We start from the raw sequence: 21,216 nt of genomic DNA, 5'->3' as shown, positions 1-21,216 counted from the left end.
TCTGATCTGACCCCGATAAAGTAGACACGGGGTTTAATTAAATTGTTCGTACTGCATGGGACTTTTATACCCTAGGGTGCCATGCCTTCTTACTGAGTTGTAGTATTTTTCAATATAAAAATACGTTTGTGTTGTCATTTCACTACGACTCAGTTCATTTAAGTTCTTTATCCACTCCTTTTTATACTGCGCGAAGAAGCTTTCTGAGCATGCGTTATCCCAGCAGTTCCCTTTTCTAGACATACTCACTGTGACACCTCTATTAGTTAACCACTTCACTGTTTCCTTTGCGACATACTGAGCTCCTTGATCTGAATGAAAGAGCAAGTTCGAACCATCAGGTTTGCGTGCTGACCATGCCTTTTTCAGTGTTTTAATAACTAACTCGGCGTTGTTTATCCGGCTTGTTACCCAGCCAACAACCTTACGAGAATACAAATCAAGGATGACGCATAAATACTGCCAACCATCTTTACAGCGTACTTGTGTGATGTCTGATACCCACACAGTATTTGCTGTCTTCACATTAAACTGACGTCGTAGTAAGTTACTCGCTTTGATTGTACCTTCTTTCTTCGCGCGGCTTGTATAGCGTCTCTTACCTGATTTTGAACGATAGCCAACGCTTTGTAATAGTCTCTGCACACGCCCTTTACTGCAATCAAAACCATGTGCTACCGCTGCCTCCCATAGTTTTCTATAGCCAGGGATACAGTGCTCCTGGTCGCTAATATGCTTTAGAAACTTAAGTAACGAACTGTTCTCTTTATGGCGTGTGCTAGGTAATTGCTTTAACCATTTATAATACCCAGCTGGCGACACAGATAACCAACTGCACAACTTCTTCACTGTGCGTTTGGCATCTGTGACCTTGTGGATATATTCGAACCTTATTCTTTTAGGCTGTCGAAGTAGACCTTCGCCTTTTTTAAAACGTCATTCTCCAACTGAGCATCTTCGAGTTGCTTCTCAAGCTTGCGAATTTGGCGTTCTAAATCTGTGTATGACTTGTCTGGGCCTTGGTTCTTTAATGGCTTTGCTGTTTTCTTCTTCGAGGTCATATGACTTCTCCAACTTGATAGCATGTCAGGATGAATTCCGTATTTATTCGCGACCATCTTAACTGTATCTGTGGTGTCTAACGACTCTTGAACGACTTTTATTTTAAATTCGAGCGAATGTTTGCGATATGGTTTTACTTTCATGGTTACTGGCTCCAAAAAGGTGTCTACTTTTATGGAGTCAGATCAATCAGCTATCGAAAATCTTCCATGTAGTTTTTCTTTTATACAAGAGCTTATTACTCTTATTCGCGCGAAATAAATTTCACGCCTACAGTACCGGGTTTAGCCATAGCAATGTGCGGGCACAATCTAACTTTACTCTTTCCCCTCGCTAACTCGCTAACTTATTTGTTTTATCTGATAGCTGACGGCTTCAAACGTTGGGTTTCGCTCTGCTCTAACTAACCTACGAGCTAATGAGTCAAGCACTGTAGGTCGTCATTTATGGCCACATAATCGCTAACATTGACGGGCTAAAGCCCGACCTACGACTCCCCCGTTATTTAAGAAATATCGCGCGAAATAAATTTCACGCCTACAGCATCGGGTTTAGCCATAGCAATGTGCTGGCACAATCTAACTTTACTCTTTCCCCTTTCTAACTCGCTAACTTTTTTGTTCTGATAGCTGAAAGCTGATAGCTCCTATGCGTTGGGTTTCATTTCACTCTACCCAACACACATATTTTCAACCTATCGCCCCCTACTTAAACAATCCCTGAAAGCGCTCCATTAATAGGTAATTAACAGGCACTAATAGTAAGGTGATAAGCGTTGCGAAGATAATCCCAAAGCCAAGGCTTACGGCCATTGGAATAAGGAATTGTGCTTGCGTTGCTTTTTCAAATAACAGCGGCATTAAACCAATAAAGGTGGTTAAACTGGTTAGCATTACTGGGCGAAAACGTGCCGCACCGGCAAGCTTAACGGTTTCAAGTAAATCGCCGCCCTCTTCACGCTTCTTATTGATAAAATCGACCAATACCAATGAGTCATTCACTACAACACCTATTAAGGCTAGCATGCCAAGTAGGCTCATAATGGTTAACTCCATGCCCATTACCCAGTGACCCATTACCGCACCTATCATGCCAAACGGAATAACACTCATCACAATTAATGGCTGCATATATGATTTAAACGGTATCGCTAATAACGCATAAATAATAAAGAATACAAACACCAGACCCCAAGCGAGTGAACCAAATGATTCACGCTGCTCTTTGGCTTCACCTTCGAGCGAGTAATCAACGCCTGGGTATTGCACCATTAGCTCATCTAAGTAAGTTTTTAAGTCTGCTTGCAGTACCGTCATATTGGTATTTGATTTTTCAACATCGGCTGTTACGTTCAATGTGCGATAGCGATCAATACGATAAATAGACGATGGACTTTGCCCCGGTACTAAGGTCGCCACATGCGACAATGGCACGGTGCCCCCCGTTGGGGTTTTAATTAAAATATCAGTTAAATCAGCAACTGAACGACGCTCTTCAATTGGCAAACGCACCATTACACGCACATCATCACGACCACGTTGAATACGTTGAACTTGCGCACCAAAGAACGAATTACGCACTTGCTGCGATACATCAACACGGTTTAAACCAAGTGCCAAACCTTGCTCTGTTAGCTCAATTTGCAGCTCGTCTTTACCATCTGACATGCTATCAGCAATTTCGTACACAGTTGGGTAAGTTGCTAAACGCTCTTTTACCTTTTCTGCCACAGCTTCAAGGGTGTCGATTGAGCTGCCGCTTAGCTGTACATCAATAGGGTCTGAACTGCGACCAAATTCAGCACGGAAAGTCACACTCTCTGCGCCCGGTATAATACCGATAAGGTCACGCCATTCACTGGCGAGCTCTCGAGAGCCAATATCTGATTCACGTTTTTCGGCTGGTGTGATTTCAAAGCGCACACTACCTGTATTTGACGAACCACCTCGGCCACCCGTGGTTGCCAAAATATTTAAAATCACGCTTTGGCCATCTTCATCACGATACTTCTCTTGTAGCTCTTTGGCCTTATCTGACATATCGATGATGTACTTGTTGGTCACTTCAAACGGTGTTCCAGCAGGGAATGTTAGCTCTGCGCGAACAGTTTCACTTGGAATACGCGGGAAGAATATAAACTTTGTCCAGCCACTGGTGATCAGGGTCAAAATGATAAAGAAAATACCGACGAACAAGCTGACCGTTGCTAATTTATTCTTTAGCGCAACATTTAGTAGCGGCTGATAGTACTTCATTATGGCGTGTTCAAAGCCATCGGCAAAACGCTGCTGAAACTGCTGCAGTTTTGACGGATTTGCTTTTTCACTACGTAGTTTTAAGTACTTTAAGTGAGCCGGCAGAACAAATTTAGACTCAATTAAAGAGAACAGTAATACCGGAATAACAACAACAGGAATTTGCGCAAATAAGGCACCACGGTTACCTTCGATAAAAGCTAATGGTAAAAATGCGGCAACCGTTGTTAGTACACCAAAGGTAACGGGTGTCGCAACTTCTTGCGTACCACGAATAGCAGCTTGTTCACCATTTTCGGCTGTTTTTAGGTGGGTGTAGACGTTTTCACCGGTCACAATGGCATCATCAACAACAATACCGAGTACCAAAATAAAGCCGAATAAACTCATTACATTAAGCGTAATACCAAAAATTGGCATCGCTAAAAACGCGCCCATGAATGACACAGGGATACCAATAAACACCCAAAACGCAATGGCAGGACGCAAGAACAAGGTAAGTAATGCAAGAACTAAAATACCACCTTGAATAGCATTGGTTGTTAGCGTCGCAATACGGCTTTTCACGATTTCAGAGTCGTCATCCCAAAAGCTTAACTCAAACCCTTCAGGCAGCTGGCTTTGATGCTCGGTAATGTAATTTTTTACTGCATCAGCAACTTCAATCGCACTTTGCGGACCAATACGGTACACATCAATAAACGCCGCTTGCTTACCATTGAAGCGAGTACGAACTGGGGTTTCTTCGAAATCATCGGTAATACGGGCAATGTCGCCTAGGCGAATAATGGTACCATCAGCTTGGTATTTAACCACAACTTGGGCAAACTCATCTTTACGATAGGCTTGGCCTTTTGAGCGAATGAGTACATCACCCCCTTCCGTTTTTAAGTTACCTGCTGAAACATCGGTACTTGAATTACTAATTGCTGAAGAAATGTCCGATAAGCGTAAATCGTATTGGCGCAATGTATCTTGGCTTACTTCAATGGCAATTTCGTAATCTCGCACCCCACTTAGCTCTACCTGAGTGATTTCTGGTAAGCGTAATAAGTCATCCCGTACATGTTCGGCATATTCTAAGGTTTCTTTTTCGCCGTATTCACTCGACACAGTAACCGCTATTACCTCACGAGTGCGCTGCGCGAGTGCCACAACTGGTTTTTCGGCGTCAACCGGAAAAGTATTGATGGCATCAACCCGGCTTTTAATATCGGCTAATAGCTCCCGTGGGTCATAGCCGGTATCGACTTCAATTGATACAGAGGCAGAACCTTCTGATGAGCGGCTAGTGATACGCTTGATCCCTTCGAGATCTTGCACCGCTTCTTCAATACGGATAGCGACACCTTTTTCAACATCTTCAGGTGTTGAGCCACGTAGGGTAACACTTACACTAATGCGATCTGCTTCAAATGACGGGAACACTTCGAGTGGTATTTGCGTCGATACGCTAAATAGCCCCGCTAATAAAATGCTGATCAGCAATAAGTTTGCTGCAACATGATTCTTTGTAAACCAAGCTATCATTATTGCGCTCCTTGCTCACGAGCAGCGCGGCGTTGTTCAATTAGTTTTTCAACTGTAATACCTTGCTCTTTTGCTTGCTTTTCAAGCTCTTCACGGCTTGGACGCTGTGCTTTACCACGTGTAGCTTGATACGCTTCGCTTCCCATTACCGTCACTTGGGTACCTGAGCTAACTTGTCCAAGCGGTGTAATCACTAAGTGATCCCCTGCTGATAAGCCTTCGGCTACCATGGCATGATTAGCGTTTTGCCAAGCTAGTGAGATATTTTTACGGCGCAACACACCTTGCTCTTCAACATACACATAAGTGCCTTGGTAAATTGCGCTGTTTGGGATCACAATGGCATTTTCAACCGCCTTGCCAGTAATTTGCGCTTTGATGTACTGACCAATTTTAATTGGGTATTGATTCGCAGAAGTGGCTTTGTAAGGGTCATTAATTTGTGCAACCACGTAAAGCTGCTGAGCGCTTTCATCAATGGCGCCTTCGGTGCGAATAACTTGACCTTGCCATTGCTGTTTACCAACGAGATCTGAGCTAAATTTAACGAGTGAACCAGCGCTATTTTTAGCACCATCACGAAATTGTTCTGGTAAGTTAATGAACGGCAGATCTTTATTTTTGATTGGTAAGCGTATTTCAACGCGATCAATGGCATAAATGCTGGCAAGTTCCATGTTATTACTCACCACTTGCCCTAAGTCTACGCTGCGACTTAAAACTCGCCCCGCGTATGGTGCCGTGATTTTTGTACGCTCTAAATCAAGTTTCGCTTTTTCAAGCGTCGCTTGGGCAGACAATACACTTGCTTCGGCTGCTGCAAGTTGTGGCTTACGCAATACCAGGCTACTTGCTTGTTCGCCCTTGCCTAAGCGCTCCCAATCGGTAACTGCTTGGCGACCACGAGCTTGCTCTTCGAGTAGGCTTTGCTCAGCGGTTAATAAAGCCGCTTGTGCTGATTTTACTTCAGCGCGGTGATCTCTATCATCTAGTTGCAACAACACATCGCCTTTTTCAAAAAAGCCACCTTCACGAAATTGCTCACTAATTTCGATAATTTGCCCTGAAGCTTGCGCAACTAGCATACTTTGCGTACGCGGCTTTACGGTGCCAAAGCTATCAATCATCACCTGGTAGGTTTCTGGTGTTAGGGTTTTAACAGCCACATTCACTTTTGCTTTTGGCGGTGAAGAAAAGCGGTTTGCTTGAGGCGGATTGCCTTTTATAAACATGATAAGCAGTACCGTCACAACGATCACTACCAATGGAATTAAAATTTTACGTGTCTTGCTATTCATGATTATTGCTCTGCTACTTCGCTGTTTGCTTCACTAAAATCACCACCAAGGGCAATATGTAAGTTGATTCTGTTGATAATTAATTGGTTTTTAATCTCGATTACCGAGCTTTGCGCATTAAACGAACGGTCTTGTGCATCGAGTACCGTGGTGTAGGTAACCAAACCACTTTGATATTGTTCAAACGCTAATGCCTCTGCGGTAATGGCATTTTCTTGCGCTTCTAAGGTTTTTTCGTAGCGTACTTTAAGCGCTTGCTCTTGGCTGATGGCTGTTTCAACATCGTTAAAGGCATCATAAAGTGTGGCAAGATAAGCCTGCTCTTGGCGCTTAACGTTTAGCCTTGCTTGTTCTTCATTAGCTTTTAAGCGGCCACCTTCAAAAAGCGGCATCGAAATACTACCAATCAACGACCACGCTAAGCTTGAAGGCGAAAATAAGTCGCTCACTCTATCTGTGCTATCACTCATTGATGCAGAAAGATTCAAGCTCGGAAAACGCTGTTTATGCGCATAAGCAAGACCAGCATCGGTGCTAAGTAATTGATACCAGCTTGCCATTAACTCAGGTTTGCGAGTAATAAGCTCTGAAGGTAAACCAAGCGGAATGGCACTATCGAGTAGTGGTAAATCTGCGCTAACGCTTAACGCGCCAGTTGGGTATTGGCCTGTTAAACGCTCTAAATCGCGAATCGACTTAGTTAACGTTGCTTGCTGCGCCGCAATGTTCGAGCGCTCAGTGTTTAGCTCATTACGAGCAAGGTAAACATCAAGCGCTTCATTTAAGCCTTGGCGATAACCTGACTCAATGATATCTAAATTTTTCTCAGCGTTTTGCTCACGCTGCTTATATAGCTCAAGTAATTTGTGGTTCGTAATAACATCAAACCAACCTGCTACCACATCAGCGACTAATTGTTGTTTGCTTTGTGCAAAGGTGGCTTTTTCAGCTAGGTATTCAAGATTAGCTTGTCGTTCTGAAGCTGATAATTTACCCCATAAATCAACTTCGTAGCTTAATTCTAATGACGCTGAGCTGGCGTTGTTATAACTAACGGGGCGGTTATCTTTACTACGACTCGCACGTGTTGATAAATCAAGGCTTGGCCATAAATCTGCCCCAGCAGCAATAAGCTGCTGCTCTTTAATCGCGACATCGTAACCCGCTTGTAAAATCGCTTGGTTATGGGCTAATGCTTGCTCAACTAAAGTAAAAACTTGAGGATCGTGTAATTGCTGCAACCAGTTATCTTCAACAGCAAGCGCTTTGTCGCCCGAAGGGAGTTGCTGCCATGCACCCGGTACTGTCTCAAGTTCAGCAACTCGTTCATTGTGAGTCGGCTGGCTCGCACATGCACTTAGCAAAATTACACTTAAAGCCAATAAACTCGGCTTATATTGCCAATTCATTCTAAAAACCTGAAAAACATCTATTTATGAGTGTAATTCAAGCACCACGTTAAGTTTTGCTCAACTGACTTTACATAACATTACACTGCCTGACATTTGGGGACGATGAATGGTAGGAAAATGGAGATAAGTTACAAGTTGCGAGTTGCGAGTTGCGAGTTGCGAGTTGCGAGTTGCGAGTTGCGAGTTTTCAAAATTGTAGCAGCGATTTTATATCGCGTAGGAATTTAGCTAGGTGCTAGGTGCTAGGTGCTAGGTGCTAGGTGCTAGGTGCTAGGTGCTAGGTGCTAGGTGCTAGGTGCTAACAGCATAGTGTTGGTGTTGGTTTTGGATTCGTTAAGGGGTCACCCTAACAAATCGAATTTTTTGTTCGGCGTTTAAGCGCCTCCTACAACTAAAAGCCCCGCACGATCGTCTTAAAACTTACAGCTAAAAGCTTCTAGTTTTTTTGTTTTAATCTAACTTCTAACCACTGATATCTAATAACTCCATTTTTTCGGCGTTAAAACGCCTCCTACAACTCGTATCTCGGGCCTCGAAACTCGTACCTTTACCCTTTACTCTTTCCCCTTTCTAACTCGCTAACTTTTCAATCTGATAGCTGACGGCTGAAAGCTGATAGCTCTTTGAATTTCACGCCTACGGGAAGTAAAATCGTGATTTAGAGGGGACAGAAACAAAAAAGCCTCGCGATTGCGAGGCTTTGAATTAATGGTGCCCAGAGGCGGAATCGAACCACCGACACGAGGATTTTCAATCCTCTGCTCTACCGACTGAGCTATCTGGGCATAACAATTAGCTAAATGCTAACTATTAAATAAATGGTGCCGACTATCCGAGTTGAACGGATGACCTACTGATTACAAGTCAGTTGCTCTACCAACTGAGCTAAGTCGGCACACTAAACCTGTGTGCGTTTAGCACTTAATCACATTGTGATTATAAATAATGGTGCCCAGAGGCGGAATCGAACCACCGACACGAGGATTTTCAATCCTCTGCTCTACCGACTGAGCTATCTGGGCATAACAAAAAGCTAGAAGCTTGATGTTTAAATAAATGGTGCCGACTATCCGAGTTGAACGGATGACCTACTGATTACAAGTCAGTTGCTCTACCAACTGAGCTAAGTCGGCACACTAAAATCGTGTGCGTTGTGCACTATAATCACTTTAAAAGAGATTATCAAATAATGGTGCCCAGAGGCGGAATCGAACCACCGACACGAGGATTTTCAATCCTCTGCTCTACCGACTGAGCTATCTGGGCAATATTTAGTTTTATGCAGAATATCCATAAGGATTTTCAATGCAATTCCCGATGGCTCTACCGCCTGAGCTATCTGGGCATTTTAAACTTTCGTTTAAAAATAAATGGTGCCGACTATCCGAGTTGAACGGATGACCTACTGATTACAAGTCAGTTGCTCTACCAACTGAGCTAAGTCGGCACACTAAATCTGTGTGCTTGGCACGATACTGATGTTTAAAGCATAAATTAAACACCAATATATTAAATAATGGTGCCCAGAGGCGGAATCGAACCACCGACACGAGGATTTTCAATCCTCTGCTCTACCGACTGAGCTATCTGGGCAATATTAAATTTTTATGCAGAATATCCACAAGGATTTTCAATGCAATTCCCAATGGCTCTATCGACTGGAGCTATCTGGGCAAATTTTAAACGCACTTATGAGCAACAAATTTGGTTGTCGCTGTCTGGGCGTGCGGCGTATTAAACGGGTTTTGCCCTCTCAAGTCAACTTTTTTTTGAGGATTCTAACTGTTTGCACAGTTTTCAATCAAGATTGCTGTTTTTAATAGTTTTTAGCTTATTTAATCTACAAATTTTGTACTTTTTGGTTGACCCTCATCATAAAAGAGTTACCTATGTTAAAAACGTGGTGAATTTTTCTTCATAGATGGTAGGATTGTCTAATAATCAAGAATATGCTTACTGTTGCTGTATAATTTGTTGGACTAAAGCCATGCCAAGTAAATCGAATTCACCTGTAAAAGGCCTATTACCGCTTTTTATAATCACGAATCTTGTCATCACCCTACTTGCGGTTGTTGCTTATTCTTTTTATCCAACGAGTGAATCGTCTCAACAGGTTAGCAAACCAACCATCACAACACAGCAATTATCGAATCAGCTTTCCGCACCTCTAATTAGTGCGTTAACTATGCCTGGCCAAGACAAAGTAAAAGAAGTGCTCGATTTAAGTCAGCTACTTAATGATGGCTTTGATTACTATTTATATCGCTATGAATTTAACGGCGATGTATCACTTGTATACGCCAGTAATAAAGAGCTAATTGAAGCCAGTAAAGTTAATCAAAAACTAGAGCAAAACACCCTTATTCATACGGTGTTAGAGTTTAATGATCAACCTGTTGGTGAACTAATCATTAAACAACACCCGATTGTAGAGCCCATTGCGCAGTCGGCAGGTCTTGCATATGGTTTAGCCGCATTGACTTTAGTCGCACTGGCTATTTTGTCTTTTGCGTTAAGTATTTTTATTAATAAACGTTTTACGAAAAGCAGTGAGTCATTAAGCACAGAACTGATGGCTATCACTGACAATGCTGACTACCAAGCTCAAGTGACCGAAGGCCTAGATTTTGGTTTGGACTCAGTAGCAAAAAATATCAACTTGCTGCTAAATAAAGTGCAATCAGCCATAACAGAAAACAAAGCGGCACAAGCCGATTTGCAAGCATTACAAAGTGGCTTAGAGACCGAAGTACAAAATAGAACGTTGGCACTTGAGCAAGCAACTTTAAAAGCAGAACAAGCAAACGAAACCAAAACGACTTTCTTGGCAACCATGAGCCATGAAATTCGTACCCCAATGAATGGTGTTATTGGCACAATTGATTTACTTCGCCAAACAGAGCTTGATGGGGCGCAACATAGATTAAGTACAATTATTCGCGACTCTGCATTTTCGTTATTAGGGATATTAGATGACATTCTTGATTTCTCGAAAATCGAAGCGGGTAAATTGAATATTGATAACATTCCTTTTTCAGTATCAGACACCATTGAAGAAGTCGCACGTGTTTTGTCATCAGTGGCCAAAAAGCGTGACCTTGAACTAGAGTTGGCTATTGCCCCGGATATTCCGACCAATTTGATTGGTGATACGGTGCGTGTTCGCCAAGTACTTTATAACCTATGTAGTAATGCAATTAAGTTCACCAGTACCGACGAAAAACACAAAGGCCATGTGAAAATCTCGGTAGAGGTAGCCCAAAACACCACTGATCACTATACCCTTCGTTTTAGCGTATTAGATAACGGTAAAGGTATGACCCAAGCGCAGCTTCGCGAAATCTTTAACCCGTTTATTCAAGCTGAGGGCTCAATTACCCGCGAATACGGTGGGACGGGTTTAGGCTTATCGATTTGTAAGAGCTTAACAGAGCTAATGCTAGGAACGATTTCTGTTACCAGTGATTTAGGTATCGGCAGTGAGTTTGTTGTTGAACTTCCATTTAGTACTCAAGGCAAAGTTGAGTACGCACACAAACAAGTAATGAAAGACCAACGCGTTGTCGTTGTAACCAACCATGATGGTCGTAAAAAACTACTTACCCGCTATTTATCATTTATGGGGGCTACGCCTGTCATTGCAGACAGCAGTGATAAAATCGAAGCTGAGCAAGATAAAAAAGATATTATTTGGATCCTCGATGGTATTGAAACCATGGAAGATATTAACTATATCTTACGCCGCCTACTATACACCCTGGAAGATAATAAACAGCAAGTTATTGTGTTAAGCAAACTCGATGAAGCAGCTGTTAATCATAAAAATATCTTTTACTTAAACGCTGCACCGCTATGTAAATCTAACTTTATGATGTCGTTACTTGTGGCAGCAGGTTTACATAAACCAAAACAAATTGCTTCTGCTAAGTCGTTTAACGACTACCTGAGTGTTGATAAAGCCCGCGAAGAAAACAAACTTGTATTGCTTGTCGAAGATAACGTATTAAACCAGCAAGTGTTGACCGATCAGCTTCATCTGTTGGGTTATGGCGTCGAAATGGCTGAAAATGGTGAAAAAGGTCTCGAAGCATGGCGAGAAGGCAGGCACTCAATTATTCTAACTGACTTACACATGCCGAAAATGTCAGGCTACGATATGGTTGAAAAGATTCGTCATGAAGCATCTCAACTTGAAGATATTAATGCTCAACCATATGTGATTGCTATCACAGCCAACGCCCTTAAAGGTGAAAAAGAACGCTGTTTAAACATAGGTATGAACGATTACATTACCAAACCTGTAGAACTAAATGTGCTGGAAGCAACGTTACATAAATGTGCTTACAAAACAAATCCAGAGGCTACCAAGCTCGAAGTTAAAAGACCCGCAGCCCCTATTGATATGACCATGCTGGCTAACTATGTAAACAATGATGAAGCTAAGAAACTACGCTTTTTCAAAATGTACTTAGAGCAAAGCAATCAACTGAGCAAAGAAATTAACAGCGGTGTTATTGAACAAGACTTAGAGGCCATTAAATCAGCCTGCCATCAGCTCAAATCTATTTCAAAAACGATTGGGGCGATGAAAGTAGCAGAGCTTGCTGCTGAGTTTGAAGGGCGTTGTAAAGATAAAGAACAACCACCTACAAGTGATGAATTAATTGCGCTAAGAGACAGCTACGAAATTGAATACTCTAAAGTGGCACAGTTCTTAAAAGAGCAAATTCAAAAAGCCGAACAAGAAACAACAAATTAAAAAAGGGCCAATTGGCCCTTTTTACATATAATATCTTGGTTTATTTTTCTGGTGGACGGTAGCCTTCGATTTCTACCTCTTTACCTTCAAATAAGAAACCCACCATTTGCTCTTCTAAAAAAGCTCGGTGCTCTGGGTCCATCATGTTTAGATGCTTTTCGTTGATCAACATCGTTTGCTTATGTTGCCATTGGCCCCATGCTTCTTTACTGATGTTGTTGAAAATCTTTTCACCAAGCTCACCTGGGTATAGTTGGAAGCCTAAGCCTTCAGCTTCTTTTTGTAACTTTTGACAAAATACTGTGCGTGCCATAATTGCTCTCTACTCTTATTGCGTGATGCTATTGTAATCTATTGCGCTTAATTGTTTAACCAGCTTTTTCGTTGGCGCTGCAAGACCTACCTCAATAGACTCATCAAGCGGATACCAAACTAGTTGCCGTTCATTAATAAGATCTGGAATACTCGGCAAGGTTAAAACATGGGGGTTGATAGTCAGCTCAAAATGCGAAAACACATGGGTAAAGGCTTCCAGTGCCTGCGTATTGTTTGATAAACCATGCTGAGCTAAAAATGATTCGAGCTCAGTTAACTCGCTAAACTCAAAAAAGCCAAATAAACCACCCCATATCCCTGAGCTTGGGCGCTTTTCCATAAGTACTTTATTATCGCAAGCCAGAATAAGCTGATGACATGACTTTTTCGGCACTGCCTTTTTCGGCTTTGAATGCGGAAACTCTTTCACTTTACCTTCGTTATAAGCAAGGCATTTGCTATTTAATGGACAAGGCTCACAGTCAAATTTACTACGTGAACAAAGGCTTGCACCTAAATCCATCATTGCCTGATTAAACTCAGTGACCGACTCTTTAGGCGTTAATTGCGATGATAATGACCAAAGCTGATTTTCGACCTTTTTCACGCCATACCAGCCTTCAACCATAAAAAAACGTGCTAATACGCGTTTAACATTACCGTCTAAAATTGGATGGTGTTGGCCAAGTGACAAAGACAAGATAGCCCCTGCCGTTGAACGACCAATACCCGGCAAGTCCATCACCTCTTCAAGCGAGGTTGGAAACTCACCTTGGTATTTATCACGGACTATTTTTGCCGTTTTATGTAAGTTACGCGCCCGGGCGTAGTAGCCAAGGCCAGTCCAGTGATGCAATACCTGATCTTCATCCGCATTGGCGAGCGCAATAATGTCAGGAAAGCTTTGCATAAACTTTTCGAAGTAAGGAATAACAGTAACGACTTGAGTCTGCTGTAGCATGACTTCAGAGATCCATACCTTATAAGGGGTTTTATTTAACTGCCATGGCAGCGTTTTACGGCCGTGAAGGTGATACCAGTCAACAACTTGGTTCGCAAACCAGGTTGACTCCTTATTACTTAAATTCAAAATAACATCTTTACTTACTGAAGCTCATTGCGGCCAAGTCTATTGCAGTTAGTTAGGCCAAGCAAGTCGAACGGGCTTTGCCATGCCCAAATAGCCAACGCACTGGCGCACAATTAAGCTAGAAAGATAAACCCTACTATTGTACTCAAGGCGCTGGTCAGGGATAATACGCAACCTTTTTCTATAGTCAGTGTTTTTTATCAGGCCAAATTATATGAGTGACTCAAGTAACCCAAACCTCGAGCAAGCAAAGCTAGAGGGTAAATATATCCGCACTATTCGTAGTTTCGTTAAGCGCGAAGGTCGCCTAACAAAAGGCCAAGCAGCTGCCATCGAAAAGTGTTGGCCAACAATGGGCCTTGAGCACAAAAATGGCTTGCTCGACCTAGCACAAGTGTTTGGTAACGATAACGATATCGTACTAGAAATCGGCTTTGGTATGGGTAAGTCGCTAGTCGAAATGGCTAAAAACGCACCTGAACTTAACTTTATTGGTATTGAAGTTCATCGCCCAGGTGTAGGTGCTTGTTTAATGGACGCCGATGAAGCAGGTATTACTAACCTACGTGTGTTCGAGCACGATGCTATTGAAGTACTTGCTGACTGTATTGCTGATGAAAGCTTATCTAAACTGCAATTATTCTTCCCTGATCCATGGCATAAAAAGCGTCACCACAAGCGTCGTATTGTGCAGCCTGAGTTTGCACAAAAATTACGTAGCAAATTAAAAATTGGCGGTGTTTTCCATATGGCGACTGACTGGGAAAACTACGCAGAGCATATGCTAGAAGTAATGCAAGTTGCTGAAGGTTACCAAAACCAGTCAGAAACTAACGATTACGTTCCTCGCCCAGATTCACGTCCATTGACGAAATTTGAGCAACGCGGTCACCGTTTAGGTCACGGCGTGTGGGATTTAATGTTTGAGCGTACAAAGTAAGATAAGGTAAAAGCAGCATGAGTAAGTTAACCAACCCAAGTTTATTATTACTTCGAAATGAAGACGAACTTGTTGGAAAATCAATTTTAGTGGTTAACTTTGAGCAAGATGGCTTTTTACGTGAACTTAAAGCGCTAAACCCTGACGCAAACATTACTGCGTTCAGTTATAACCACGCAAATGCCATGTATGCTAGCAAAATTGCTGGCGTACATGCTGTGGTTGATCACACTATCCCCCATGGTAACTACGATTTAGTAATCTACTATTATCCAAAAGCAAAGCCAGAAGCACTGATGTGCCTTGATAACATTCGTGCTGTTTGTCATCAAGATGCGCAACTTTTTGTGGTAGGTGAAAATAAAAGTGGTGTTAAATCAGCAGAGAAACAACTAAAAGAGCACTGTGGCTTTAGTAACAAAATCGATAGTGCCAAGCACTGTATTCTGTATTTATTCTCTGAGCTTACGCTAAACGATAACTTTGCTATCAGCCGCTACCACAAACAATTCCAAGTGAAAGCCGGTGATATTGAATTTACTGCTATCAGTGTACCAGGCGTATTTAACCATGGTGCGCTTGATGTGGGCACTGCAGTACTACTTAATAATGCGCCGAGGATTAGCCAGGGTAAAGTGCTCGACTTTGCATGTGGTGCAGGCATTATTGCTACTTACTTAGGTTTAAAAGCACCTGAACTTGAATTTGTGTGTAGCGATGTAAGTGCACTTGCAACTTACGCCACTGAGCAAACCCTTGCGCTCAATAAGCTTAAAGGCGAAGCGGTATTAAGTGATGGTTTAGCAGATATTAGTGGTAAGTTTGATTTAATTATCAGTAACCCACCGTTCCATACAGGGATCGCCACAGATTACACCATTGCCGAAGCATTTCTTAGCTCAGCAAAACAGCATTTAAGCAAGCAAGGCAAGTTAACCATAGTCGCAAATAGCTTCTTGAAATACCCACCCATTTTAGAAGCGCAATTTGGTCAGTACAGCACCGACTTTAAAAACACTAAATTTGCCGTTTACTCAGCTAAGTAAAAGCTGAGTAAATAGCTTATTCGTTGCAAAAATATTTTTTAAAATATTTAGTTACTTTTTAATGTCTTTGCTAGACTAAACTCTTACTAATAACAAAAATTCTGGCCTACTATAGCGCATGTCAATATTCTCGACACAAACAAGTATTCGTAAAGCGTTGACTAACGCGGTAATGCTAGTCACTGCGTTATGCTTGTCTTTGTCTATTTCTATATCGACTTACCTCGATGTAAAAGAGCAAAAAGCGCTGATTGTCGATAAAATCTCTATCCTATCGAAAATAATCGCCTACAACGCCCAAATCACCGTGTTGTTTGACGATAACGAAACCGAATCCGAGCGCTTAAAGTCATTCGAATCTGTGCCGCTAATTAAAAATATCCACATCTATTCAATCGATGAGTTATCAAACGAGCCGGTGTTTTTTAGTAGCTTTAATGCCAATAGAACCCCGCCTGTGCCTATCAAAGTTAGCAGTATTGATAATTTATTAGAGCCACGCTTTAAAGATAAAGATATTGAGCTTATCACCCCAATTGTCTACGAAGGCAACACCATTGGTTATGTGTATGTTCGCGGTGGCTTAGACAGACTCAATCAATATATTAATCGTAAAATTATCATCGATATTTTACTTACCCTTTTCGTTTTAGTGTTGGTGTACTTTGTTGCTCGACGTATTCAAAAACGTATTGCAAACCCTATTGATGAATTAAGTAACTTGCTGCAAGACGTGTCGAAAAACCATAACTATGAAACCCGCGCGCAAAAAACCAATATCGATGAAATAAACCAGCTTGCTAGCAGCTTAAACATCATGCTTGCACGTACTCAAAATCAAATTCAGCGTCACGAAAAAGACAAACAAGAAATTAAACAGCTCAACCAAAGCCTTGAAGAAAAAGTAAACCAGCGCACTATCGCCTTACGGGAAGCAAACCAAGAGCTACTTAATACCCTTGAGCGAATGCACCAATACCAAAACCAAATCGTCGAGAACGAAAAGATGGCATCATTAGGCCAAATGGTTGCGGGTGTTGCTCATGAGGTTAACACGCCTATTGGGCTTGGAATTACAGGCTCAACACTGTTACGTGACAAGCTGGCAGAAATACACGCACAATTTGAACAGAAGACCTTAACATCGACGCACTTAAAACGCTTTATAACGGATGGTATCGAAAACCTCGACCTAATCTATCGCAACCTTAATCGTGCCGCAGAGCTGGTATCTAGCTTTAAGAAAGTAGCCGTTAATCAAGATGTCGAGATCTCCACCAAAATCAACTTACATAACTTATTAAGTGATGTAGTGATGTCGATGCGTTCAGAAATTCAATACCGTAATCCTAAGGTCACGATTAACTGCAACAATGATGTCAGTATTGAAACCAAATCTGGACCGTTACAACAAGTGTTACAGCAGCTGTTAAGTAACTCTGTGATCCACGCATTTAGCGATGATCAAGATAACGAAATCACCTTCAATGTTGAGCGCAACGAAAGCAGTTTAATCATTCACTACTTCGATAACGGCAGTGGTGTAGACAAATCGATCCGCAAACGAATTTTCGATCCATTCGTGACCACCAAACGGGGTGAAGGTGGCAGTGGTTTGGGCATGCACCTCGTTTATAACTTAGTGACCCAAGCACTTGGCGGTAGCATCATATTTGATGAGCTGGCTCAACAAGGCGCACATTTTATTATTACTCTGCCATTGCAAGAAGGTGCAGCGTAATGAGATTTGTATGTTGTATCTTATTAGCCTTACTTGTCGTTTGCCCTGCATTTGCCAAATCACCAGACCAAGTTAAGTCGGCGTTTTTATATCAAATAGCGAAGTTCACAAAGTTTAATGATCAACTGGATCCACCTGCTATTACGTTTTGTTTTTATGATATAGAAAAAGGTCCAGGCGCCTTCCTTAAAGATAGAAATGAACTGCAAATTAACAAAAAACCTATTCACGTTAAATTAGTGAAAAAAACCCAGCAAATTTCTGAACTTTCTCAAGTTTGTGATATCACATACATTGATGAAACATTAGAAAATGATATACTTCCACTTTGGACCGATACAATTTCATTGGATACTTTAACAATAGGTGAAAGTATCAGCTTTTTAGAAAATGGCGGTATAGCCTCACTGGTTCAAGAAGGAAATAAAATCCGACTGTATATCAATAAGCAGCACGTATTGCAGCATAACTTTAAAGTGCAATCTCGATTGTTAGCTATGGCTAAGTTTTATCCAAATTGATTTTACTTGTTAACAATTGGATCTAATCCTATAATCTCTAGTATTCGGTTTTGCTTGATAATACCGAATTTTTGTAAATAAAATTTCCGAAAAGGTTAATATACAATGCAAACGCCAGTCATTCTGATCGTAGAGGATGAAGACGTAACTCGACTAAACCTCGTTAGTTTATTTGAAGCTGAAGGTTACAAAGTTATTGAAGCCATTGATGGCGATGATATGCATGACAAGCTTACAAATAATGATGATGTGAACCTTGTAGTTATGGACATCAATCTACCAGGTAAAAACGGGCTAATCTTAGCACGTGAATTACGTCAAAAACGTAACGTTGGTTTAATATTCTTAACAGGTCGTGACAACGACGTTGATCGCATTTTAGGTCTTGAAATTGGTGCTGATGATTACATCACTAAACCATTCAACCCTCGCGAATTAACTATTCGTGCTCGTAACCTTATTTCGCGCACAGCCCTTGGTGGCGAAGAAGCGAATATCGAAACAAATGGTGTTATTACATTTAACGGTTGGGAACTTGATGAAAACAGCCGTTGTTTAACATCTCCAAGTGGCGACGCTAAACGTTTACCTAAAGGTGAATACCGTGCGCTACGCTTAATGCTTGACTCACCGGGCCGTATTTTCAGCCGTGAACAATTAATCAAGCACATGACTGGCCGTGAGCTTCGCGCTAACGACCGTACTGTAGACGTAACAATTCGTCGTATCAGAAAACACTTTGAAAGCGATAACAGCACATCTGAGCTGATCAGCACCATCCATGGTGAAGGCTACCGCTTCATTGGTAAAATCGACAGCTAATTAGAATTAATCTTCTAACTGCTGTAAGAATAATTGGAGGGCGTCACGCCCTTCATTTATTTTCACTGCTAATTCATCAAGCCACTGCTGTAACTCTTCACTACTTTCTTCAAGCGCGCCGTGTTCCATCTTCTTAGCATGTAATTGCACATCGTTTAAACCTACAGAGCCAGCTGCACCTTTTAATTTGTGTGCCACCGATTTGTACTCTTCTCTATCATCTGCCGCTAAGGCATCTGCAAGCTCAGTTTGATACTGAGGGTTTAACTTGCTAAATAACTCACAACTACGATTAAAGATCACCAGCCCCATTGAGCCTACAAAATCTTCGATAGTTTCAATATCAAGTAACTCAACACGAATACCCGATAAATCTTTTTCAGCTACCGCTTTTATTGGATCTGGCTGACAGTTTTTCTGCTGTTTAATATCGAATAGCTCGCCGAGCATTTTATCGAGTTTAGTGGTGTTGATGGGCTTAGCGAGTGCACCTTGAATATTAATACCTGCAAGCTCTTCTTCGGCACTACGCACGTTGGCAGTCAAAGCAACAATTGGCAGGTTATCAAAATGCTCATCGTCACGAATTTGACGAGCCACTTCATCACCATTGATATCAGGTAACTGCATATCAAGCAGAACGAGGTCTAAGTCATCTTCTGTGTAGACAAACGACAGCGCATCTTCACCGGTTTCAGCCCAAATAACTTCATGACCACGCTGCTCAAGTAGGTTAGTAGCAATTTCGGCATTTAGCGGCACATCTTCAACTAACAGTATGTTTAAGCTGCGCACTGCATAATTTTGCTCTGTTGGCGCAATACAAAGCTTAAGCGGTATTTCAACAACAAAAACACTGCCCTCACCTTCCGTACTACTAACATGGATTTCACCTTTCATAGCACTAACAAGCGCTTTTGTTACCGCAAGGCCGATACCAGAGCCAATAGCATTGGTGCCGTTGATGTCTGGCGCTTTGTAGTACATGTCAAAGATACGATGTAGCTGCTCTTGAGGAATACCTTGGCCCGTGTCGCTAACACGCATCACTAACCATGGACCATCAGGACGATTCTCACGACGACACTCAAGTTCTACATGACCTTGCTGAGTGAACTTAACGGCATTGTTAATCAGGTTCCAAACAACCTGACGTAAACGAGTCGGATCAAGGGACGCATACACATCTAGCGTGCCCTTACGTTTAATATTGAACTCTAGTCCCTTTTGTTCTGCAATTAAGCCAGCGAAGTTCACTACATCATTAATGAAGTCGGCCACATTGACTGAGTCAGCAACAATATCGAGCTGCTCACGGTCAATTTTATCCAAGTCGATAATATCGTTAAAAATATTGCCAAGGGTTTCGGCGCTTGAAAATACCGTGTTACACCAGCTTCGTTGTTGTTTATCAAGTTCTGTATCAAGTAGCATGCGAGTTAGACCCACAATACCGTTAAGCGGTGTTCTTAATTCGTGGCTCAAGGTTGCAATGAACTTACCTTTGTCTTTATAAGCTGCTTCAAGGGCTTGAGCCGCCTCTTTACGACTGGTGATATCACGGCCAAAGGCAAGCAAACCAATGTACTCACCTTTTTCATTAATGAAGGGTAGCTTACGCATTTCAAACCAGCGCTTTTCACCATCAACGGGGTATTCAACGTCGAGCGTCAAGGCTTGATGGGTTTGAGATACTTTTTTATCGGTGCGCAGCACTTCTGGCAAATAATCGCTTGGGTAGATGTCTTCGACACTCTTGCCAATTAGCTCATCACTGGTTTTTCCGATCACTTGTTCAAACATTTTATTACAGCCAGCAAACACGCCGTTGTTATCGCGGTAATAAAATAAATCGGGAGACGAGTCGACAATAGAGCGTAATAACATGCCCTGTTGTGCAAGCTCTTGTTGGGTTTTCTTACGCTCGGCGATTTCGCGTCTGAGTTCTTCAATCGCTCTATGCTTAGCATGAAACGCCATTTTACGCTCATCAATCTCTTCGTTTAAGCGACTGATATTGTCTTTTAGTGTTTGGTTAAGCAGTTTTTCTTGTTTGGTTGCGCTATCTAAATAACTGTAAGAGGCTTCTAACTGACGAATCGAATTAAGCAGCACAGTAATTAAAATCGGTGATACTACTGCGGTAAAAAACATCACCGCCAAAACATCAACTAAAGTCACCGTACCAACCGCTACATAATAAAACATGCACGATAAGATCAGCGACATGACCAATAATAAGGCGTAACAGGCAGCGGCAGTTTTAAACTCACCGTATTTAGAAATAAAGCTTGAGAGTGTGCGAGCCCACGGACTCAAAGAAGAATCAATCATATATTAAAGCTTAGGCACATAATCGAAAAAAAACAGCATAGCTAATTTTATCACTATTCCTTTAGAAATATTCATATTGTGCGATAAACAT

13 protein-coding genes and 7 tRNA genes are annotated in these 21,216 nt (G+C 41.8%); 6 read left to right on the top strand and 14 right to left on the bottom strand.

The genetic code is table 11. From position 1 onward, the window contains the following. Positions 1-33 precede the first annotated feature (33 nt). From NH153_RS10490 to NH153_RS10435, 11 genes are all read right to left on the bottom strand, one after another. Positions 34-1,205 (bottom strand): IS3 family transposase gene (locus NH153_RS10490; RefSeq protein WP_105180735.1). Its coding sequence is split into 2 segments (ribosomal slippage): positions 34-932 and positions 932-1,205, totalling 1,173 coding nucleotides; the frame shifts between segments, so codons are not numbered across the junction. A gap of 561 nt (positions 1,206-1,766) precedes the next feature. Then, positions 1,767-4,847, bottom strand: coding sequence for an efflux RND transporter permease subunit (locus NH153_RS10480; RefSeq protein WP_063703511.1), 3,081 nt, complete (start codon positions 4,845-4,847; stop codon positions 1,767-1,769). Further along, positions 4,847-6,145 carry an efflux RND transporter periplasmic adaptor subunit gene (locus tag NH153_RS10475; RefSeq protein ID WP_063703509.1) on the bottom strand — a complete coding sequence of 433 codons (1,299 nt, stop codon included), beginning with the start codon at positions 6,143-6,145 and terminating at the stop codon, positions 4,847-4,849. Before NH153_RS10475 ends, NH153_RS10480 begins: the two co-directional genes overlap by 1 nt. Positions 6,146-6,147: 2 nt before the next feature. Then, complete coding sequence (locus tag NH153_RS10470) at positions 6,148-7,554, bottom strand: efflux transporter outer membrane subunit (protein ID WP_063703506.1); 1,407 nt, start codon at positions 7,552-7,554, stop codon at positions 6,148-6,150. 712 nt (positions 7,555-8,266) lie between these two features. Continuing rightward, positions 8,267-8,342, bottom strand: a tRNA-Phe gene (locus tag NH153_RS10465). A gap of 34 nt (positions 8,343-8,376) precedes the next feature. After that, a tRNA-Thr gene (locus NH153_RS10460) sits at positions 8,377-8,452 on the bottom strand. A gap of 51 nt (positions 8,453-8,503) precedes the next feature. Beyond that, positions 8,504-8,579: transfer RNA gene (locus NH153_RS10455), tRNA-Phe, on the bottom strand. Between the two features lie 35 nt (positions 8,580-8,614). Beyond that, positions 8,615-8,690, bottom strand: a tRNA-Thr gene (locus NH153_RS10450). Between the two features lie 57 nt (positions 8,691-8,747). Further along, positions 8,748-8,823 (bottom strand) — tRNA-Phe (locus NH153_RS10445). Between the two features lie 105 nt (positions 8,824-8,928). Then, a tRNA-Thr gene (locus NH153_RS10440) sits at positions 8,929-9,004 on the bottom strand. A 70-nt stretch (positions 9,005-9,074) separates the two neighbouring features. Next, a tRNA-Phe gene (locus NH153_RS10435) sits at positions 9,075-9,150 on the bottom strand. 394 nt (positions 9,151-9,544) lie between these two features. Here NH153_RS10435 and NH153_RS10430 point away from each other — a divergent pair. After that, positions 9,545-12,316, top strand: coding sequence for a hybrid sensor histidine kinase/response regulator (locus NH153_RS10430; RefSeq protein ID WP_063703504.1), 2,772 nt, complete (start codon positions 9,545-9,547; stop codon positions 12,314-12,316). A 40-nt stretch (positions 12,317-12,356) separates the two neighbouring features. Here the strand turns inward: NH153_RS10430 and NH153_RS10425 are convergent, their stop codons facing one another. Next, entirely contained in the window at positions 12,357-12,629 is a 273-nt protein-coding gene (locus tag NH153_RS10425) for an oxidative damage protection protein (RefSeq protein WP_063703501.1), read from the bottom strand. A 15-nt stretch (positions 12,630-12,644) separates the two neighbouring features. Then, the gene (gene mutY, locus NH153_RS10420) at positions 12,645-13,721 is read right to left on the bottom strand and encodes an A/G-specific adenine glycosylase (protein ID WP_420820057.1); all 1,077 of its coding nucleotides are present in this window, start codon (positions 13,719-13,721) and stop codon (positions 12,645-12,647) included. 214 nt (positions 13,722-13,935) lie between these two features. Here mutY and trmB point away from each other — a divergent pair, with 214 nt between their 5' ends. The 5 genes from trmB (at position 13,936) to arcA (ending at position 18,791) form a co-directional block, all read left to right on the top strand. Beyond that, on the top strand, positions 13,936-14,661 hold the full coding sequence (trmB, locus tag NH153_RS10415; protein WP_063703496.1) for a tRNA (guanosine(46)-N7)-methyltransferase TrmB: 726 nt from the start codon (positions 13,936-13,938) through the stop codon (positions 14,659-14,661). Between the two features lie 17 nt (positions 14,662-14,678). After that, entirely contained in the window at positions 14,679-15,707 is a 1,029-nt protein-coding gene (locus NH153_RS10410; RefSeq protein WP_063703493.1) for a methyltransferase, read from the top strand. A 118-nt stretch (positions 15,708-15,825) separates the two neighbouring features. Continuing rightward, positions 15,826-17,448 carry an ATP-binding protein gene (locus NH153_RS10405; protein ID WP_063703491.1) on the top strand — a complete coding sequence of 541 codons (1,623 nt, stop codon included), beginning with the start codon at positions 15,826-15,828 and terminating at the stop codon, positions 17,446-17,448. After that, complete coding sequence (locus NH153_RS10400; protein WP_063703489.1) at positions 17,448-17,969, top strand: YfiR family protein; 522 nt, start codon at positions 17,448-17,450, stop codon at positions 17,967-17,969. Before NH153_RS10405 ends, NH153_RS10400 begins: the two co-directional genes overlap by 1 nt. A 105-nt stretch (positions 17,970-18,074) precedes the next feature. Next, the gene (arcA, locus tag NH153_RS10395; protein WP_054551295.1) at positions 18,075-18,791 is read left to right on the top strand and encodes a two-component system response regulator ArcA; all 717 of its coding nucleotides are present in this window, start codon (positions 18,075-18,077) and stop codon (positions 18,789-18,791) included. Positions 18,792-18,797: 6 nt separating this feature from the next. On the opposite strand, the gene arcB is transcribed toward arcA, so the two are convergent. Then, complete coding sequence (gene arcB, locus NH153_RS10390; protein WP_063703487.1) at positions 18,798-21,125, bottom strand: aerobic respiration two-component sensor histidine kinase ArcB; 2,328 nt, start codon at positions 21,123-21,125, stop codon at positions 18,798-18,800. Positions 21,126-21,216 lie beyond the last annotated feature (91 nt).

The sequence above is a fragment of the Pseudoalteromonas gelatinilytica genome, from assembly GCF_001641615.1.
Taxonomy (GTDB): domain Bacteria; phylum Pseudomonadota; class Gammaproteobacteria; order Enterobacterales; family Alteromonadaceae; genus Pseudoalteromonas; species Pseudoalteromonas gelatinilytica.
Note: the sequence above shows the minus strand (reverse complement) of the source record. Positions and strands in the feature narration are given on the sequence as shown.